The following is an 18,856-nucleotide window of genomic DNA, read 5'->3' as shown; positions in this document are numbered from 1 at the left end:
GGGGTTTACTCTAAGGTTTATACTCTATCATACTCAGGAGGAAGATATGAAAATTGGTCAGTTCGCAAAGGCACTAGGCGTGAGTACAGATACGTTGCGTTACTATGAAGCGCATGGATTACTAGCGCCATCTTCACGTACTGAGTCTGGTTATAGAGTTTATACCCAAATGCACTTACAGCAAATGCACTTTATACTGAGAGCGAAAGACGTTGGCTTTAGTCTACGAGAAATTCAGGAGTTGTTGAATATTCAAATTGATAAGCATCAACACCGCTGTGAAGAAGTAAAGTATATTACGCTGCAAAAGCGAGATTTGGTGCAAAAAAAAATTAATGAATTGCAGAGATTTGAACGTTCATTAACGTTTTTGGCTGACCGCTGCTGTGGCGGTAAAGAAAGTGCTGACTCTTGTTCAATATTAACGGCTTTAGAGGAAATAGATGATATTAATTAATAACTTTTGGGCGCTGTTTTTACTATCGGCCCCTTGGCTTATGTTAGGGTTATTATTAGCGGGAATACTAAATGTTTTTATACCAGCTAATTTTTTGCAGCGTCATTTAGGGAAAGAAGGGATATGGACTACCATTAAAGCCGCACTCATTGGAGCTCCTATGCCGTTATGCTCTTGCGGTGTTATTCCTGCAGCTGTGGGCTTAAGGCGAGCAGGCGGATCAAAGAGTGCAACTACTGCCTTTTTGGTCTCAACACCAGAAACTGGGGTAGATTCAGTCTCGGTATCTTACGTCTTATTAGGACCTTTTCTGGCGATTATTCGGCCTATTGCAGCAGTCACGAGTGCGATAGTTGCAGGGATACTTGTCGGCAGTGAAAAGCCGATAAACACAGACCGAGAATGTAATACGCTTTCTAGCAACAGCACACAAAACCTTGATGAAAAAGAGGGAAGTACCTCATCTAGCTGCTGCGCTTCTGCAAAGCCACAACCTAGACAAAGTGCGGTATGTTGTGACTCTGTAACACCTGCTCAAACACAGACGCTTACTCAAACACAGCTTGAACATAAGAAAAAGGTGCAACACGATGATGCCGCGACAGTTAGTTCGTGTTGCGCATCTCAAGCTTCCAAACCTGAACAAAATGTACTTTTAAATAAGGTGTGGCAAGCCGTTAAGTTCAGTTCAAACAAATTATTATCAGATACCATGGTTTGGTTAATGATAGGACTCTTTTTTGCTGCGTTGGTGCAAACATTTGTGCCGACTTCGTTTCTCAGTCAGTGGGGGAATGGGATTATTGCCATGCTGGTGGTGGTCTTAGTAAGCATTCCAATGTATATATGTGCAACAGCTTCAACACCGATTGCGGCAGGGCTATTGCTGGCTGGTGTGTCACCAGGTGCGGTGTTGGTATTTATGTTGGCAGGGCCGGCAACGAATATTGCCACACTGGGTGTGGTGGGTAAAGAGTTAGGGCAAAGAGCCGTTTTCGCGTATTTAATAGGCGTGATAGGCGTTGCGATTGCATTTGGCTTTTTGACAGACTATTTAGTTGATTACTATGGATTTGAAGTGAATTCGACAATGATTATGCAGCATGAAATATTACCTCATTGGTTTTCCACTGGCTGTGCAATAATACTGTCTTTATTAATGTTACGGCTGCTCTTTATTAAATGGACTAAAAGTCATTATGTTTCAATGCAGTAGTATTACTTGCAATGGTGGTCAGACTTGTTAATCTTAGCTTAACAGCCAATAGCAAGATAAAATAGTCCCGTTATTTCGTTTAATTTTTGACAAAAAGAGCCGTTGAGTGGATAAATACGCAGATATAAGACCTTACAATGATGAAGAAGTTGCCGCGGCATTAAGTCGGTTGCTCGCAGACAATAGCTTCATTGATGTGATCACGACACATACTTTACCTACATGGTTAAGCAGATGGTCTGCATTGTGCCGCCCTCTTGTGCGTAGTCAATTACGTCGTAAATGGGGAGACTTCAACACGGTTAAACAAGTGCAAAATGAAGTTGCGCGTTATTTAGAAATGCTGATACACAATACAACGAGTAAAGTGACATATTCAGGCCTTGATTCGTTGGATAAAGAGTCTGCATATTTGTTTATTTCTAACCATAGAGATATTGTACTGGACCCTGCACTAATGAACTGGGGTTTGCACAGTCATAATATGAATACAGTGCGTATCGCAATTGGTGATAACTTACTACAAGTACCTTACATCACGGAATTAATGAGGTTAAACAAAAGCTTTATAGTAAAGCGCTCAGCAAAGGCGCCTAAAGAGATGCTAAAAGCACTCTCACATCTTTCAAGTTATATTTTTGATTCTTTGGACTCCGGGCAGTCTATTTGGATCGCACAGAAAGAAGGTCGTGCGAAAGATGGGGTGGATCAAACTGATCCTGCGTTACTTAAAATGTTACAGCTGTATGGAAGAAAACAAAAACTGCCTTTTAGTGAGTATATAAAGCAGTTAAAGATTGTTCCTGTGTCTATTTCTTATCAGTATGAACCCTGTGCGGTTGCCAAAGCAAAAGAGTTAGTGCACAAGCAACAACACGGGAGCTACGTTAAGGCTGACGGAGAAGATATAGAGAGTATTCTTGAGGGGATCCGTTCAGATAAAGGGCATGTTCATATTTCTTTTGGGCAACCGATCACTGAACAGTGTGACTCACCCGAAATGTTAGCAGAAACCATAGATAAACAAATTATTGGACAGTATTTTTTGCATCCCAGTAACTACATTGCCGCTGGAAATAAGCATGAGGTGTCAGATGAAGAGCAACTTGATTTTATGAGTTGGCTAGAGCTAGTGCCCGAAGAGTTAAAAAAGCAAGTGTTGGATATGTACGCTGAACCTTTAAAACGTAAAGTGACATAATAACAACGAGCAACAGCTTTCATTGGAAAACGCCACATTTAATGTGGCGTTTTTTGTTTTATAAAATCATGTTTCTTAGGTTTGGTGATTTATCATACAAAATAGGTTTATACTCTAGATAGGCGGATACTGAGTTTCTTTAGGTCGTCTGATTTTAGACTCAACTAAGCACAGTGCTATGGCTTCATTTATCAGTATAAATTCGACATGTAGTGAGAGTGTGTGGAACAAATTGAAATATTTGAGATCCCAAGTCCGTGTAAAGGGATATGCGAAGTAAATAATAGGGGCTATTGCAAAGGCTGTTATCGTAGCAGAGATGAGCGGTTTACTTGGGGGCAACTAACAGATCAACAAAAACGCGCGGTTGTGATTTTATGTCAGCAAAGGTATCAGCGCTACTTAAAAAAGAAAACAAGCAGTAATACAGCCACAAAGGGTAATAAAGAGCAGCAACAACTTGATTTTTAAATGCCATACTTTTGCTTGAGCATAGCGATCGTACCTTCCTTAGCCATAGTTCCTAAAATGTGATTAATTTGAGGAACTAGCTTAGCGTGCTTTTTGTGTAAATAATGATAGATATTGATTTTGTGTAATGTTTTGCTGGTGATATCCAGTGACTGTAGCTTTTCTCTATATTTTTTTACATGAAACTCGACGACAAGGGCTGCACTGACTTTTTTTTGTATAAGAAGGTTAAGCTGTGCAGAGCTACTCTTAACTTTAATGATTTCCCCTTGATAATTCTGATCTTTTAAATAGGCTTCTGGCGCTACATAAGAGCTTATAATAACGATGGACTCGGATCCAAACATAGAACAGGTTTTACAGTAACTGAGAAGTTGCAGGTTAGCATGCATAATTGGGAAACTAATTTGCATTAATGCAGGGTACTGCTCAGTTACACTATCAACTCTCCCTAACTGACCATCTAATACCCCTTCATTAGCGGCGACTAAAGCACTTTGATGATTGAAGTCTATCACCTTTAATGAATAGCCAAGCTCTTTGTAGACTAACGTCATTAATTCAATGACATACCGAGACTGAGGGTTATCTGCAGGACGATTAAACAATAAGGTATTGCTACTAATTGCAGTAGAGCTAAAAATTAAAAGGCATAATGCCAAGGCGCGCAGTGTAATGTTCATAGGTCCTGTTATTTTATTATTATTTCAGGCTGTTCACAGGTGTTGCATATCTCAGTCTAGCAAATTAATAATTTATGTTACACTAGCAAAATGTTTACTTCTGCAATAATGTCATTATGAGTTTTAATCTTTGCAAATTACCTCGTCATGAAAAGTATCAAATCCAGTTAGAATATGAATCGTCATTTTGGGCATATCAAATTAAACGTGGAAAGCGCTCTAGAGAAATGGTGTACGACACCATTAATAGCCGCCCGGTGTCAGAGCAGACCTTTTTAAAACAGCGATTTGAGTATTATCTTAGTATTATGCTTGCAGGGTCATAGTGTACTCGGTTCATTGTTTGCAGCCCATAGCAGTCCCTTTGGTAAATAAGTTTTATAAGCAATTCTCAGTAAGGGGGTGGGCGAACAAACAAGATCAATGTTGGGTTGCGAAGTCCGACAGAATCATTGCAGCATGTAGAGTACAACATAAAGGTGAAGTCCTTTTCTTATCGACCGTATTTGTTGACCCTGCATTTAGATCACAAGGTGTGGCAAGGCAGCTAGTCGTCACCGCGGTAGCATCGCAGCACTGTCGCATTTACACTTTTGTATATCGTGGCCTTGAGCCGTTTTATCAGGGGTTAGGTTTTGAACGAGCATTAAGCATGCCTGAGCATTTATCGATTAGTTTTGCTAATTACGTGAGGCAAAAACGTGATATTGTGGCGATGTGTATCTATAAATAATTGTTAACTGTCGTTTATGAGATCTTTGGTATTTTTATATATTTTACTGATCATTTTGAGTTTTAGTGTTACAGCTGAAATAAAACGATTATCTCCTTCTGAGGGGTTATCGCAAAGCTATGTAAATACGCTCATCATAGACAACAAAGGTTACCTCTGGCTATCTACTGAAGGCGGTTTAAATAGATACGATGGATATCAAGTCTTACGTGTTAAAGGTCCGCAAGGTGAGCTTGAAGAAGTTGTCATCGATCGAATTTACCAAGACCCACTAAACCGCATTTGGATAGCGTCAAGTCGCTTAGGTCTCTACAGCTATGATCCCGTCTTAGATGTATACCAAAAATATTTGCAAGCCGTTAAATCTCAAGAAGAAATGATAGAGCAATCAGTCAATCAAATGCTGGCAAAAAACGATGAACAGCTTTGGCTGGGGCGCGGAGATAATGTTGCGTTATTGGATATTGCATCGGGTGATGTATCTATAGAGGTGACTCTTCCGATCAATAAGCAGTCAGGTTTTGTTAGGAAGCTACTGCGTAAAGGAAACCATTTATTTATTGCGACGTCAGAAGGTGCATTCGCATATAACCTTGATTCAAAGGTGTTAAGTCACATTACACATGTCAACAATCCAGCTCATAACTTACAACAGCATACTAAATCTTTGGCGCTTTTAGGCAATGATAAATTGCTTGTTGGTGCAGTTAACGGACTATATGAAGTAAATATTGCACACTTAGAGAAATTAGACGAGGGGACTCACGATTGGCAGGGGAGGCAACTTTTATATGATATGAATGTTTGGAAAATAGCCGTAAAACCTGAAGCTCTATTATTGGGAACAGATAAAGGACTCATGCACTATCGTCTTTCTGATGGCACACTGACGAGAGATGAACGTATAGCGACTAGCCAATATACATTAACAGACAAAAGCATCATTGATTTTTTGGAGGATAAATATGGGGCTTTATGGCTTGCCACTAAACGTGATGGGGCCTTTTATATTCCCAAACAAAAAACGCAGTTTAAAAACGTAAACAACAGCTCAGTAAATGGAACTGGATTTTCCCATTCGACTGTGTGGTCCTTACTGGAATATAAAGGCAAAATTTGGGCATCAACCAATGATGGCCTGACAAGTTATGATATTGCGAGCAATGAAACAGTTGCTTATCTCAAAGGGTACATGGGAGAACTGGTGATGCCAGAGTTTTCTATTTCTCGTACTTTCTTATATAAAGATAAAATTTGGCTCGAAAGTAACCGAGGGTTATATATCTTTGACCCAAATACCTACGAAGTCAACCGGCCCATAGTCAAAAATAGTGAGCAGCAAAAAGTCATTGATGGATTTTTGTTTGGGACACTTTTGATGCCTAATGGGAAGTTATATTTTATCCACCCAAGCGAAGGCTTTTTTTATTATGACATTGAAAAAGAGTTATTACAGAAGCTTGAGGGGGATATTGGGTCGAGAAACCCGTTTTTGTCTTATGGTTTTTTACCGCCTTTACCTGATGAGCCTACGTACCCCCTATATTACTCTGGTGGTATTTTATACAGAATGGACCCAGATACTTCTGAGTTAGATATTATTTACTCTGTACCAGATGCAAATGAAAACCTTCCCGTTTCCCTATTAACTTATAGCGTCGATAAGAATAATATCCTGTGGTTGGCTTTTTCAAACTTTGGCTTAGTTGGTTTATCTCTAGATGGTTTTGAAGTTGTTCATACAATTGATTTAAAAAAGCTAAAACTGGGAACCCCAATGTATGGGATGCGCCAAGATGATGCACAAATGATTTGGATGTCGTCACATAAGGGAATTTGGCGTTTGGACCCGGATAACTTACATATGCAGCAATTTACCATCAATGATGGTTTGTTTACCAATGAGTTTAATGGTGGCTCATCATTAAAATTATCGGATGGTCGGATTGTTTATGGCTCCTTAAAAGGTTTTACTATTTTTGATCCCCAAAAAAACCGCCCTCATGAACCCTTACTATCTCGTGTTAACATCACCTCTGTGGACCTCATGTCACGAAAATTACATTCATATGGTTTAAAAACCTTCGGTGATATTGTGTTGAATCATGATGATATTGGCCTTGAAGTCGCATTTTCGGCCATGGTATTCAATTATCAGCAAGGCATTGTGTATGAGTATCAAATATCGGGTGGGCAAAAGATTCTCACACGTGGCAATAATCGCGTTACTTTTCCTAAGCTTAATCCAGGACATTATCAATTAAAAGTGTGGGCAAAAGACCCTTTAACTGGAGATTATACGAAACCCGCAAAATTGAATATTCGTGTCAACTATCCAGTTTGGCGCTCACCGACCGCCTTAGTCATTTATTTGATGTTGGCATTGTTTATTTTTGGCTTGTGGCTATACCGAAAAAGTCGTATTGAGCAGATGATCATTGCGGCGCATAGGGAGACGCAAAATAGTGAAGCCCGTTTAAAGCTTGCGCTTGAAAGTAGTGGATCTGGCGTATGGGATTGGCACTTACAAAGTCAGTTGATTTATCAACCTCGGTTATTTTCAGAATTAGAGTATGCGCAAAATAATATTGGTCTCGATGAGTATTTACAGCTAATTCACCCGCATGATAGAGGTATATTTCGACTCGAGTGGTTGGAGTTCGTGTCGACCAATAAAGGTGTCTTCAATTGTACCTATCGACTTAAACATGCAAAAGGGCATTGGCGTTGGTATAAAGACTTTGGCAAAGTGATGGCTTGGCATGACGGCACACCTGAACGCGTGACGGGTACATATACGAACTTGACCAGAGAACGAATGTTTGAAGAACGAGCACGATTATTTGGTGCCGCCTTTGAAAAAACCCGTGACTGGGTGTTTATTTTGGATAAGAACTTGCGTATCCAAGCATGTAATACCGCACTACAGCATGCCTTCAACATTGAGGCTGAGCCAAAATCCAGCACTAATTTACATTTGGGCCTTAGCCGTCATACGCGCATGGACTATTTACGTAAAATGACCCAATTAAACGTGGGGGAGCATATTAGTGCTGAAGAGCAATTAGTATTAGCGAATAATCAAACATGTCATGTGTTGATAAAAATAAGTGCTGTGGATGGGTTACAAGGCGATTTACATAATTATGTTGTTGTTTTAACTGATATATCTTCGCAAAAGCGTACAGAGAAAGAACTATATCAATTAGCGAATTATGACGCATTAACACAGCTACCTAATAAAGCCTTATTTATTGATAGAACGCATCATGCCATTGAGCAAAATCATAATACGCAACCGGTGGCGGTATTAGCGATCCGTTTTAAGCGTTTACAACATTACCAAGACAGTTACGATCGAGATTTTTTTGAAGCGCTGGTACAACAATTGGCGACGACATTGCAATGCTGCTTTCGAGACCAAGACAGTTTAGCCATTGGCGTCAATAAAGCGTTTTATGTACTCATGGAACAAGTTGATGATGTGTCTCAGGTGATACGTTATGTGAGTTGTTTAATGAGTCGCTTTGATGCCCCCATTTGTGTATTAGAGCAAAGCTGTAATATGCAATTAAGCATAGGTGTTGCAATGTACCCAGAAGATGCAATGGATGCGTTTACACTGAGTGATAATGCGAAAATAGCGCTAAGTCATGCAATAAAACATGGGGGTAATCATTACCAATTTTATCGAAGTGAGCTTAATAAACAGGTACAAAAGACCATTGAAATTGAGAATATGCTACAAATAGCATGTCAAAGGAGTGAATTTAGTAATTTGTATCAGCCCATTATCAACGGTACGAGCAAAGTGATTGATGGGTTTGAAGTCATGTTACATTGGCCGCAAAACGACAATTATAGTCAAACGGAATTATCCGACTCAGCGCAGCAGTCTGGTGTGATCACAGAGTTAATGCTGTATACCTTAGAAAGAGCGTTAATTGAGTTAAAACAATGGCATTTGATTGCTCCACAGTTGTATATTTCGGTTAACTTATCTCCTTACGATTTTCAATATTCGGACTTAGCAAATAAGATTGATGGTATCTTAAAGCGAGCACAGGTACATGGTAAGCATGTGGTGTTTGAGGTATCAGAACCAGTAATGATGACAGATATACCCAACGCGTTAGCTCGCATGTATCAGTTGAAGGTACTTGGTTGTCGTTTGTTTATGGATGACTTTGGCACCAGTTATGCTTCATTGACGTATTTGAAGAAACTCCCGGTTGATGTCCTTAAAATTGATAAAGGCTTTATCCAAGATATTGGTATTGATACTGAACATGAAATCATTATTCACTCAATATTATCTTTGGCGCACAGCTTGGGGATCCAATGTGTTGCCGATGGCATTGAAGCGTCTGCTCAAATGAAGTTTTTACGTTTACTTGGCTGTGATTACTTTCAAGGCGCACTGTTTAGTGAGCCAGTGCCTGGTGAGCAAGTGGATGAATTGCTCAAATATGGGTGGCAACAACGGTTTTAAAGCTTGTGGCCACAATGCCTACAATACATCGCATATGCCCGTTGACTGGTCATAAGTTTGATGGCTTGATTTGCTTCGCTGGGGCTTAACCCTAGTTCTATGCGTAGGGTTTCCAAATGTTGTCGCTCTTGCTCGTCTAAAGCACCATCATGGAGGCTGTGCAATACAGCTTCATTAAATGCATCTCTACGTTTTCTAAGCTGTTCAGCGAAACTCGATGCAAGTAAACCCGTGGGAATGGCCACCATGCCCATACTCAATAATGTGATCACGCCGCCAAAAAGCCGGCCAATGGGTGTAATTGGCACAACGTCACCGTAACCTACGGTGGTTAGCGTTGCCATTGCCCACCACATGGACTCAGGTATTGAGCCAAATTTGTCAGGCTGTACATCGTGTTCGAGTAAATAGATGCCACACGATGCCATAATGAGTACCACAGACATAATAAAAAAGGCAGCAAGCAAACTACTGCCTTCTTGTTTAAATGCGGCGAGTAACAGTTGCATAGCGCGAGAATATCGAGTGAGTTTAAATATTCTAAATAATCGTATTACTCTTAAGAAGCGTAAATCAAATGCAAAAAACATCATGAGTAAAGAGGGGAGGATCGCCATTAAATCAATAAGCGCTAAGGGCGAAAATAGGTATTTGATGCGTTTTCTACTGTTGGATGTGTTGAGTTCTTTATCGCCTGTTTGCTCCACACATGACCAAAGTCTTAGTAAGTACTCGATGGCAAAGATCCCCACCGATGTTACCTCTAATAATAAAAAGTGATGGTGATATTGGGCGGTTAGTTCGGGGACTGATTCCAAGACAATGGCGACGACATTAATCATAATGAGTGTAATTAAGAAAGCATCTAGATATCCGCCAGCCTTTCGATAAGCGCCTTGACCTGCCAAAAGTGCAGCGACTTTTGTACGATATCTAGTCATGCTTCGCTACCTATTTTTAAACGCATATTTACGGTACCTTCTTCAAAATCCCGAGTCACGGTAAACCCCAGCTTTTTCGATAGTTCAATCATACCGGTATTCTCTGGGAGCGTGATGCCTTCAATGGTTGAAACACCAAGAGATTGGCAATGTTTAATAGCAGCTTGCATTAACACTTTTCCAAGTCCAAGTCCTTGGCAATCGGAGCGTACAATGACTGAAAATTCCGCGCTATAATTATCAGGGTCCATTAACACCCGTGACACCCCGAGTGTTTTGTAGGTGCTTTTATAAGGTTGTGAGACAATAAATGCCATTTCACGATCATAGTCAATCTGTGTCATCTTGGCGAGCTGGTCATGATTAAACTGGGGAAGTTCACCAAAAAAGCGTCGATATCGGTCTTCTTTGCTAAGTGATTGATCAAACTCTTGATGAGCACGTTCATCTTCTGGCTTGATAGGGCGTAATGTTGCAATAGTCTCGTTTTTCAAGGTGATTTGTGATTCGAGCTCTTTTGGATAAGGCCTGATCGCAAGTCTTTTTTTCCCTTGTTGTGGCTGGTATGCGCGCAGCGTAATATTGGCATCCAATACGAGAAATTGTCCGGAGTTTGCTAAAATAGGGTTAAGCTCAATACTATGGATATTCGGCTGATCTACCACTAGTTGAGATACACGGGTCAATAGCGCACATAAACGATATTTATCAACTTTTTCTGGTAATGTGCGATTTTTTAGGACGCCTTTATCTTGTGCTGCGGCAATGAGGTATTTCGCTAAGTTCATATTTAATGGTGGGAGTGATACTGCGGCTTGAGAAAACTCTAAGCCTGTGCCAGCCTCACCCAATAATATAACTGGGCCAAAATTATGTTCCGTTTTTACCGCGATACGAAGCTCATGCGCACCCGCTCGCGGTGCCATTTTCTGTAGTGAAAACCCTTCTATTTCAGCATCAGGATAGGTTTCTTTGATACGCAATAGCATGGCAAAAGCCGTTTGCTCAACTTCATTCGCGTCATTGAGATTTAATACTACGCCTCCCACTTCAGACTTGGACGGGATTGATGCACTGATAAGTTTCAATGCAATTGGAAAGCCCAATACTAGAGCTTGCTCTTTAGCTTCACTGGGGGTCAGGGCAACTAATGTTTCTATACAGTTCACGCCATAATAACACAGTATTTGGCTGGCTAGGTGAGTTGATAAATGTGTAAAGCCTTGCTCGATGAAGTGTTCAACTTGCTGTTTTGCTGACAGGCTATCTACTTGATTATCTTCGCTAGTGGATTCCGGAGTTTGTGTTAGATGCTTTTGGTTTCGTCGATAACTCACCAAATGCATGAAGGCTCCAACTGCTCCCTCTGGCGTGCGATAAGTTGGAATAGCATGTTCAGCACATTCATAGCGTGCTTCGTAGGCGGCTTCCTCACCCATAAAGTTAGTCATGACATACGGTCGTGCCATTTTTGGTATTTTATTGAGCGTTGTAGCGATAATTTGAGCATACTCTTCACTGGGAGCCAAAGCTGAAGGGGTATGGATAATGAGTAAGTTTTTAACCTCTGGGGCTTTAAGTAAAATCTCTAGTGCCTGCTGGTAACGCTTAGGGGAGGAGTCACCAAAAATATCTACAGGGTTAGAGGTCATGTCTGATTGCGGGATCACTTTATTCAGTGCATCTTTGGTTTGTTGTGAAAGTTGGGCCAGTTTACCTGAACGTTGTAAGAGGGTATCTACTGCCATTATCCCTGGACCTCCTCCATTGGTTAAAATGGTGAGTTGTTCGATTTGTAATAGTTTTGGATGTAAAGCGAGGGTTTGGGTGGCGGCAAACAATTCTCTTAAGTCGTTTACACGCAGCATTCCTGTCCGTTGGAACATTGCATCGTATACCGCATCGTCAGATGTTTTACCGCCAGTATGAATAAAAGCGGCTTCAGCCCCAGCTTGTGTTCGGCCAGTCTTTATGACAATTACGGGTTTACTGAATGCTGCCGCACGAGCTGCAGAGATAAACCGTCTTACATCCTCGATATTGTCGATATAAAGCAAGATTGCTTTTGTTTTAGCATCTCGGCCAAAAAAGTCGAGCAGCTCGTCAAAATCAATATCTAGGCAATCGCCAACCGATATAAAATATGAGAACCCTATTCTTTTGTTTTTTGCCCAATCTAGAATTGTAGAGCATACGGCAGCAGACTGAGAGACAAAGGCAAGTCGCCCTGGTTTGGCAACCGTATGAGAAAAACTGGCATTTAGGCCAAGATGTGGGATGAGTAACCCTAGGCAATTTGGGCCAAGTAAAGTGACGTTAACCGCGTTTGCGATTTGTTTTAAAGAGGCTTTTTGCTGCATATTTAAGCCCGCAGCAATCACGATTGCATGTTGGCAGCCACGTTTCCCGAGCTGCTCAATAATGCTATTTATGGTGGTTTTATTAGTACATATGACAGCAAGATCAGGTGTATGCGGTAAGCTGTCTATATTGGGATAGGCTAAGACACCATGGACAGCGTTATGTTTGGGGCTAACAGGCATAATGGGCCCTTTAAAACCGCCTTGTAACAAATTACGCATAACAATATAGCCGGCTCGACTAGGGTTATTAGATGCACCAATGACGGCAACAGAGCGAGGGGAAAAAAACTGACTTATGCGTTTCACGCTCATAAAGGTTCCTTAATTATTTTTCGAGTTCAGCTTAGGCTCATCGGCTAGGTATCACTCTATCATTTATTTAGCAATGATCGAGTTGATTTACATTAGACTTTGATCTGAGTAATTATTTTAGGAGAAGCAGATATGAGGGCTGACGTGTCAAAGCATGTTGGGGCGGCGACTGTTCTAGCATTGGGCTTAGTGTGTAGTACTTGGTTGATTAAACATACTGTCATTGATGTAAAGGCAATGGAAAGAACGGTGCAAGTGAAGGGGTTAGCGGAGCAGGAGGTGCCCGCAGATACTGTTATTTGGCCCGTTTTTTATAAAGATGCGGATAATGATTTAGATGTGTTAATTGCGCGTGTCGATAAGAAAAATGCTGCAATTCGCGCTTTTTTAGTGCTTCAGGGGTTTAATGGTGACGAAGTCAGCGTTACAGCGCCCTCGATTGTAGACAAATTTGCACAAGAATATAGTCAAAATGAGCGTGGTTTTCGTTATGTGGCCAAAGCGGGCATCACTGTTTTTAGTCGTTCTCCAGATAAAGTGAGAACCGCATTGTCACAATTGAGTGAATTGGCAAAGCAAGGGATAGCCATTACTCAAGACGATTATCAAAATCGTGTAGAATATATGTTCACAGGGCTTAATGATATAAAACCCCAGATGGTTCAATTGGCAACTCAGAAAGCCAGAGAGGTCGCGCTTAAATTTGCAAAAGACTCAGACTCTCAACTAGGTAAAATTAAATCAGCTCGACAAGGTCAGTTTAGTATTCGAGATAGAGACAGCAATACGCCATACATTAAAGTTGTTCGGGTTGTCGCGGGTGTGGAGTATTATCTGTCTGACTAGCTAAATGTTGACGCGGTATCGCCAATTGCCAGCGGGTGAGTATGTGTTCATACATGCCCGTTTGCTTTATTTTTTGTAACGCTTTGGCGAGTCGCTGGCATATATTACGAGGGATATGCTTATTGGCAGCGAGCTGTAGTGCAGAGGGAAAGCGATTAATATGTAGCATTTTAGAAACTTGGTTTACGCCATACCCTGAGTTTTTTAATTCTTTTTTTAGTGTCATGGTATTTGTCATAACTAAATCTACTCTTTGTTTAAAGAGTAGATCCCATAATTGCTTGTAATGGCTTGCAAGTACTAGATTTTTATCCTCTTGAAATCCCTCTTTTTGCAAATAATGTGCACTTGAATACCCTCGAATAGTGCTAACTTTTAACCCTTTAGCGTCAGTGAGGCTTTCGACTTGATGAGGTAAGTTTTTTAAGCCAACAAGATAGGCATCGGCAAAATACAATTGGCCTAACCAAGTGAATTTTGGTTGACGTTCAGGGGTCTGTAATAAGGACATCATTAACGCTAAGGGGTTATTTTTGAGCTCATGATACGCTCGTGCCATAGGCATTATTTCAAACTGCCCACTGAGCTGCGCCTCATGCAGTATCGCTTTTGTAATATCTACTAATGCACCTGCTGCGTTTCCATTTTTGTCAATATAGTGGTAAGGAGGTAAATCTTCGGCGAAAAACGTTAGGGTCTGTGCATGACTATGGTTTGGCCAAAAAAGTGCAAGATAAACGAGTATATAAAGTGTACATCGCATACAACTACCTCTTCATAAGTAATTTTTGATTGTAGGGAATTTAGTCAGCAAGCGATAGTAGTTATTTGTTATTTCAATCATAGCGATGTTAGGTCGTACGTAATTACTTTCTAGCATGGTGCTAGAAAGTGAGGTGTAGAATGTTATGGTTTTTTTTTAAGCCACTTACCCATTGCTTTGTCATATGCTTGAGTGATAGCTGTTTTGTTGCATGTATATGGCAAGCTCTGCCACTGGTTTGTGAGTCCGCTATCTGAAACGCGATTGTTCACATCGCCATTAAACACTTTAAAACAGGTCGTGCCGTTTTGATACTCAGTGAAGGTCTGGTTTTTTGAAATGACCAATGCTTCTCCTTTATTTGTGTTTTTATAGTGTGCAGGGACGTTAATTCGTTTTTGCTGAGTTGATGATGAATTAGGTGTTGTATACGACAACCCTGTAGCGCGAATATTTTGCAGTACTTTATAAGGATTAATAGTTTGTTGGCTTTGTGTTGGAGTATTACGTGGAGTTTCCTCGCTTTTAATTTTTTTTGTTTGCGTCATTGTAGGCTCGATTGGATGCGTTTTAGGCTCTGTTACTTCTGAGGCTTTGGGTGGTATGGGGACAGCATCTGCTTTTGAGTGTTCAGGTGTTGAGTCTATTACTTCGGTGTTGGGGAGCGGAGGAGTCTCGGCTTCCTTTAATTTTTTTGGCGGGGCTTGTTCTTGTTTTCGTTCCATTACTAAGTATGTTTTCAATGCCGGCGTATTGGCTAATGAGGGGGTATTAACAATGTGAGATTTGAGAAAATAAAAAAGTATGGCATGTAAGAGCACAGAGTAAATAACTGTCTTTATTATGAATTTCACCTAAATATCCCTGTGTTTTCAATAAGCAGGTATGACACATAGGTGACAGGAAAGTTCAGTTCAGATACGCAATTTATAGGTAAACTACATGCTGTATAGTAAAAGTGGTATCTGAAGATTAGCCGTGTTTAATGGTTAGCAGCGGTACTTTTAGGTAAGTAATGCTGTTCGTATTTGTTCAAGCAGTGAGATTTCTCTGATGAGTGATAAACCCTTTTTTGAACTGTTTGCGAGCGTCTTTTTGTTATGTTCAATGGCAATGTTTATATCAACCCATACAGGGGACATACCGTTAGCACTTTCATAATCTTCCATTTGAGGTGCATCGAAGTTGCCACAAATATCGCAAATATAGCAATCGGACACGATATGAATGACATCAAAATCCGCTTTGTGCCAAATTCGGTACTCTTCATAGCGACCAAATGGCGTGATATGCATGATTTCTTTAGCACCGGTTTCTTCTTGTAGCTCTCTAAGTAATGCATCCTCTAGGCATTCACCTTCATCAACCCCACCACCAGGTAAAGTATAATCATCGTAGCGCGCCGTGTATAACAGAAGAATTTTGTTACCGTCTAGCACAATGGCACGGGTGGTTTGACGAGTAAACTGGTTGCCTTCAAGTGGCACGATAGGCATGGTGTTAAGACTGCGCATATATAAAGAAAAACCGATATTCATAAAAGGCGCTATTATACGGATCACCTTGTAAGATACACAACCAATATACCTGCGCTTTTTTACATAGAGATATTGGTTGCGTGCAACGAGTCTATAATTAGAACGGGGCCGGATATTGTTTGAATACCTCGCTAATATCAGCCAACACTTGCGTACTAAGGGCTGTGTCGAAAGCTGTTAAGTTTTCTTTGAGTTGCGACATTGTCGTTGCACCAATAATTGTTGATGTAACGCCGTCTACTTGGTTACACCATGCAAGTGCCAGTTGCGCGGGAGTGAGTCCGTGTTGTTTAGCAACGTTTACATAGCGCTTAGTGGCTTCGTTACTATATTGGGTATCTCTGAATAAGCCTTGTCGCTGTGTTATGGTCCATCGACTTCCCTCTGGTCGCGCACCATCAAGGTATTTTCCCGTTAAAAACCCAGCAGCGAGTGGTGACCAAGGCAAATAAGCGATATCTTCATGTACACAGTTCTCGATAAGGTATGGCCAGTCTTTGGCATGTAATAAACTAAACTCATTTTGTATCGAAACCGGTTTGGGTAAATTGTGCAATGTTGCGAGCTTTAAATATGTATTGATCCCCCACGTTGTATCATCAGACAAGCCCCAATGACGTATTTTCCCTGCCTTTATACACTCATTTAAGCCTTGCAATATGTCGAGCATGTCTGCCGTTTCTTGTTCGGCATTGACGTGTGAAAAGTTAATTTGCCCCGGTTGATGCTTGGCAAAGTGGGGTGATGTTCTATTAGGCCAATGTAATTGGTATACATCAATGTAGTCGGTTTTTAAGCGTGTGAGAGATCCGTCGACAGCTTCAATGACTGACTGCCCTGAGATTGGCGTGCCATTTCTGACCCAGCTCAGTCCAGGTCCTGCAATTTTACTTGCGATAATAAGCTGCTCACGCTTTTCACTGTGGCGTGATAACCAATCACCAATAATTGCTTCTGTTTTGCCATAAGTGTCTTTAGAAGGCGGCACAGCATACATTTCAGCAGTATCGATAAAGTTAATGCCTTTACTAATGGCATAGTTAATTTGTTCATCAGCGTCATGTTGGTTGTTTTGTAGTCCCCATGTCATGCTGCCTAAACAAATACGAGAGACATCAAGTTTGCTGCTACCTAAACGACTAAACTGCATGCTAACTCCTTGTTGTTATTAATTATGAGAAAAAGGAAGGATCTCAACTCTTAGTGTAGTTTACATGAGATGCTGGGAAAAGTTGCAAAAGTTTATAACTTTAGGTCATAATGTCTGTATATAAAAACAGTGTTTCGGTATGCGCAAGTTTATACACATTGATATGATTGTTTTTAAACTTTAGAGTATGAAACTCACAGCAAGAATTGTATGAAGGATATTGAGTTAGTTAACCTTATACTAAGAGAACGATACTTAAGTGGAAATTGTATGTGTAATTACATTAGGATTTAGTCATAGGTTTAGTGGAATACGGAAAATTGCACATATAGATATGGATGCTTTTTAAACTCTAAGGTGTTATCAGTTAGCATATATTGTAAGTGCTGCTTCTAAAATATTATTAGTTATCTTTTTAGCGTGTATAGAGCACATCTCAATTTTTGGATGCGGAGTGATGCGAAAAATAGTGCATATAGACATGGATGCTTTTTAAACTCTAGGGTGTTACCAGTTAGCATTTATTGTAAGTGCTACTTCTAGAGTATTACTAGTTATTTTTTCAGATTGTATGTAGCACATCTCAATTTTTGGATGCGGAGTAATGCGAAAAATAGTGCATGTAGATATGGACGCATTTTATGTTTCTGTTGAGCTCAGAGACAATCCGGAACTCATGGGTAAACCTGTTGCGGTTGGCGGAAGCAGAGGCTCTAGAGGTGTTCTTTCTACTTGCAACTATGTGGCAAGACAGTTTGGTATTAAAAGCGCAATGCCTACAAGTGTAGCGTTGAGAAAATGTCCCGACCTTATTCTTTTACCCGGTAGAATGGACGTTTATAAGCAGGTTAGTGAGCAAATTAGAGCTATATTTGAGCGCTATACAGATTTAATTGAGCCTTTGAGTTTAGATGAAGCCTATTTAGATGTTAGCAATTGTAAATTATTTGGTGGTTCAGCAACTTTAATTGCGCAAGACATTTGTCGAACTATTCACTGCGAATTAAATCTAACCGCTTCAGCAGGTGTCGCGCCAATTAAATACTTGGCGAAGGTTGCGTCTGATATAAACAAGCCTAATGGTATTTATGTAATTCCCCCCAGTGACGTCGACTCATTCATCGACACAATGGAGCTTAAAAAGATTCCTGGCGTAGGAAAAGTAACGAATGAAAAATTGCTTGCAGATAATTTAAAGTTCGGCAAGGACGTTAAAGCATCTACCCTAGAATACTTGTCAATTAAGTATGGAAAACTAGGTCAATTGTTGTGGGAGAGGTGTCGTGGAATAGACAATAGGCCTGTCGTAGTAAGCAGAATAAGAAAGTCAGTTGGAATAGAAAGGACATTTCCCGAAGACTATTGCGATATTGAGTTATTAGACAGAGTGTTGCTTGATGAACTAGTTCCAGAACTCAAGCGGAGATCTTCTAAATACTTAACCGACAGAGGAATAAGTAAGGTTGGTGTGAAAATTAAATTTTCTGATTTTCATCAAACAACAAAAGATTTTACCGTTCAACGATTAGAGCCTGAAATTTTATCAGAATTGCTCCGAGAGGCATTTCTTCGAGGTAATGGTAAGTCTGTTCGTTTACTCGGAGTGCACATTGGTCTATCCGAGTGCAAAAAGACATCTGAACAAATCTCTTTTGATTGGTAATATCTAAGTGTAGTGGCATAGTTAATT

Annotated in this window: 16 protein-coding genes; 9 read left to right on the top strand and 7 right to left on the bottom strand. The window is 40.4% G+C overall.

The genetic code is table 11. The features are described from left to right. The first annotated feature begins 46 nt into the window (after positions 1–46). The 4 genes from zntR to CWC18_RS15185 all read left to right on the top strand — a co-directional run bounded on the left by zntR (position 47) and on the right by CWC18_RS15185 (position 3,345). Positions 47–457: a Zn(2+)-responsive transcriptional regulator gene (gene zntR, locus CWC18_RS15200; protein ID WP_138592578.1), complete on the top strand. Its 411-nt coding sequence runs from the start codon at positions 47–49 to the stop codon at positions 455–457. After that, on the top strand, positions 444–1,673 hold the full coding sequence (locus CWC18_RS15195) for an SO_0444 family Cu/Zn efflux transporter (protein WP_138675601.1): 1,230 nt from the start codon (positions 444–446) through the stop codon (positions 1,671–1,673). Before zntR ends, CWC18_RS15195 begins: the two co-directional genes overlap by 14 nt. Before the next feature lie 106 nt (positions 1,674–1,779). Then, on the top strand, positions 1,780–2,874 hold the full coding sequence (locus CWC18_RS15190; RefSeq protein WP_138675600.1) for a 1-acyl-sn-glycerol-3-phosphate acyltransferase: 1,095 nt from the start codon (positions 1,780–1,782) through the stop codon (positions 2,872–2,874). 222 nt (positions 2,875–3,096) lie between these two features. Next, entirely contained in the window at positions 3,097–3,345 is a 249-nt protein-coding gene (locus tag CWC18_RS15185; protein ID WP_138592581.1) for a DUF1289 domain-containing protein, read from the top strand. Here CWC18_RS15185 and CWC18_RS15180 read toward each other — a convergent pair. After that, positions 3,342–4,028, bottom strand: a complete 687-nt coding sequence (locus CWC18_RS15180; RefSeq protein WP_138592582.1) for a substrate-binding periplasmic protein — start codon at positions 4,026–4,028, stop codon at positions 3,342–3,344. The genes CWC18_RS15185 and CWC18_RS15180 overlap by 4 nt on opposite strands. A 116-nt stretch (positions 4,029–4,144) precedes the next feature. Here CWC18_RS15180 and CWC18_RS15175 point away from each other — a divergent pair, with 116 nt between their 5' ends. From CWC18_RS15175 to CWC18_RS15165, 3 genes are read left to right on the top strand one after another with little or no spacing between them, the layout of a single operon-like run. Continuing rightward, positions 4,145–4,354, top strand: a complete 210-nt coding sequence (locus CWC18_RS15175) for a DUF3283 family protein (RefSeq protein WP_119862285.1) — start codon at positions 4,145–4,147, stop codon at positions 4,352–4,354. 17 nt (positions 4,355–4,371) lie between these two features. Beyond that, positions 4,372–4,761: a GNAT family N-acetyltransferase gene (locus CWC18_RS15170; protein ID WP_249348212.1), complete on the top strand. Its 390-nt coding sequence runs from the start codon at positions 4,372–4,374 to the stop codon at positions 4,759–4,761. Between the two features lie 16 nt (positions 4,762–4,777). Then, positions 4,778–9,253 (top strand): EAL domain-containing protein, encoded by a 4,476-nt coding sequence (locus CWC18_RS15165; protein WP_138675598.1) that lies wholly within the window; start codon positions 4,778–4,780, stop codon positions 9,251–9,253. Here the strand turns inward: CWC18_RS15165 and CWC18_RS15160 are convergent. Both CWC18_RS15160 and CWC18_RS15155 read right to left on the bottom strand, forming a co-directional pair. Beyond that, the gene (locus CWC18_RS15160; RefSeq protein WP_138592585.1) at positions 9,250–10,194 is read right to left on the bottom strand and encodes an ion transporter; all 945 of its coding nucleotides are present in this window, start codon (positions 10,192–10,194) and stop codon (positions 9,250–9,252) included. The genes CWC18_RS15165 and CWC18_RS15160 overlap by 4 nt on opposite strands. Next, positions 10,191–12,869 (bottom strand): bifunctional acetate--CoA ligase family protein/GNAT family N-acetyltransferase, encoded by a 2,679-nt coding sequence (locus CWC18_RS15155; protein WP_138675597.1) that lies wholly within the window; start codon positions 12,867–12,869, stop codon positions 10,191–10,193. Before CWC18_RS15155 ends, CWC18_RS15160 begins: the two co-directional genes overlap by 4 nt. Before the next feature lie 132 nt (positions 12,870–13,001). Here CWC18_RS15155 and CWC18_RS15150 point away from each other — a divergent pair, with 132 nt between their 5' ends. After that, positions 13,002–13,715 (top strand): SIMPL domain-containing protein, encoded by a 714-nt coding sequence (locus tag CWC18_RS15150; RefSeq protein ID WP_138592587.1) that lies wholly within the window; start codon positions 13,002–13,004, stop codon positions 13,713–13,715. Here CWC18_RS15150 and CWC18_RS15145 read toward each other — a convergent pair. From CWC18_RS15145 to CWC18_RS15130, 4 genes are all read right to left on the bottom strand, one after another. Next, on the bottom strand, positions 13,666–14,478 hold the full coding sequence (locus CWC18_RS15145; RefSeq protein ID WP_138675596.1) for a substrate-binding periplasmic protein: 813 nt from the start codon (positions 14,476–14,478) through the stop codon (positions 13,666–13,668). The genes CWC18_RS15150 and CWC18_RS15145 overlap by 50 nt on opposite strands. Positions 14,479–14,621: 143 nt before the next feature. Continuing rightward, positions 14,622–15,332, bottom strand: a complete 711-nt coding sequence (locus CWC18_RS15140; protein ID WP_138592589.1) for a hypothetical protein — start codon at positions 15,330–15,332, stop codon at positions 14,622–14,624. Positions 15,333–15,482: 150 nt separating this feature from the next. Then, positions 15,483–15,992 carry an NUDIX hydrolase gene (locus tag CWC18_RS15135; protein WP_138592593.1) on the bottom strand — a complete coding sequence of 170 codons (510 nt, stop codon included), beginning with the start codon at positions 15,990–15,992 and terminating at the stop codon, positions 15,483–15,485. A gap of 121 nt (positions 15,993–16,113) precedes the next feature. Then, the gene (locus CWC18_RS15130; RefSeq protein ID WP_138592590.1) at positions 16,114–17,166 is read right to left on the bottom strand and encodes an aldo/keto reductase; all 1,053 of its coding nucleotides are present in this window, start codon (positions 17,164–17,166) and stop codon (positions 16,114–16,116) included. A 604-nt stretch (positions 17,167–17,770) separates the two neighbouring features. Between CWC18_RS15130 and dinB the strand changes: the two genes are divergently transcribed. Then, positions 17,771–18,829, top strand: a complete 1,059-nt coding sequence (gene dinB / locus CWC18_RS15125; RefSeq protein WP_138675595.1) for a DNA polymerase IV — start codon at positions 17,771–17,773, stop codon at positions 18,827–18,829. Positions 18,830–18,856: the final 27 nt, after the last annotated feature.

Source organism: Pseudoalteromonas aurantia (assembly GCF_005886875.1).
Taxonomy (GTDB): domain Bacteria; phylum Pseudomonadota; class Gammaproteobacteria; order Enterobacterales; family Alteromonadaceae; genus Pseudoalteromonas; species Pseudoalteromonas aurantia_A.
Note: the sequence above shows the minus strand (reverse complement) of the source record. Positions and strands in the feature narration are given on the sequence as shown.

Excerpts from the sequence above, each read along its gene's own strand:
- CWC18_RS15160 (WP_138592585.1), bottom strand. The coding sequence starts at position 10,194 with ATGACTAGATATCGTACAAAAGTCGCTGCACTTTTGGCAGGTCAAGGC.
- CWC18_RS15195 (WP_138675601.1), top strand. The coding sequence starts at position 444 with ATGATATTAATTAATAACTTTTGGGCGCTGTTTTTACTATCGGCCCCT.
- CWC18_RS15135 (WP_138592593.1), bottom strand. The coding sequence starts at position 15,992 with ATGCGCAGTCTTAACACCATGCCTATCGTGCCACTTGAAGGCAACCAG.
- dinB (WP_138675595.1), top strand. The coding sequence starts at position 17,771 with ATGCGAAAAATAGTGCATGTAGATATGGACGCATTTTATGTTTCTGTT.
- CWC18_RS15180 (WP_138592582.1), bottom strand. The coding sequence starts at position 4,028 with ATGAACATTACACTGCGCGCCTTGGCATTATGCCTTTTAATTTTTAGC.
- CWC18_RS15130 (WP_138592590.1), bottom strand. The coding sequence starts at position 17,166 with ATGCAGTTTAGTCGTTTAGGTAGCAGCAAACTTGATGTCTCTCGTATT.
- CWC18_RS15165 (WP_138675598.1), top strand. The coding sequence starts at position 4,778 with ATGAGATCTTTGGTATTTTTATATATTTTACTGATCATTTTGAGTTTT.
- CWC18_RS15145 (WP_138675596.1), bottom strand. The coding sequence starts at position 14,478 with ATGCGATGTACACTTTATATACTCGTTTATCTTGCACTTTTTTGGCCA.
- CWC18_RS15175 (WP_119862285.1), top strand. The coding sequence starts at position 4,145 with ATGAGTTTTAATCTTTGCAAATTACCTCGTCATGAAAAGTATCAAATC.
- zntR (WP_138592578.1), top strand. The coding sequence starts at position 47 with ATGAAAATTGGTCAGTTCGCAAAGGCACTAGGCGTGAGTACAGATACG.
- CWC18_RS15155 (WP_138675597.1), bottom strand. The coding sequence starts at position 12,869 with ATGAGCGTGAAACGCATAAGTCAGTTTTTTTCCCCTCGCTCTGTTGCC.
- CWC18_RS15150 (WP_138592587.1), top strand. The coding sequence starts at position 13,002 with ATGAGGGCTGACGTGTCAAAGCATGTTGGGGCGGCGACTGTTCTAGCA.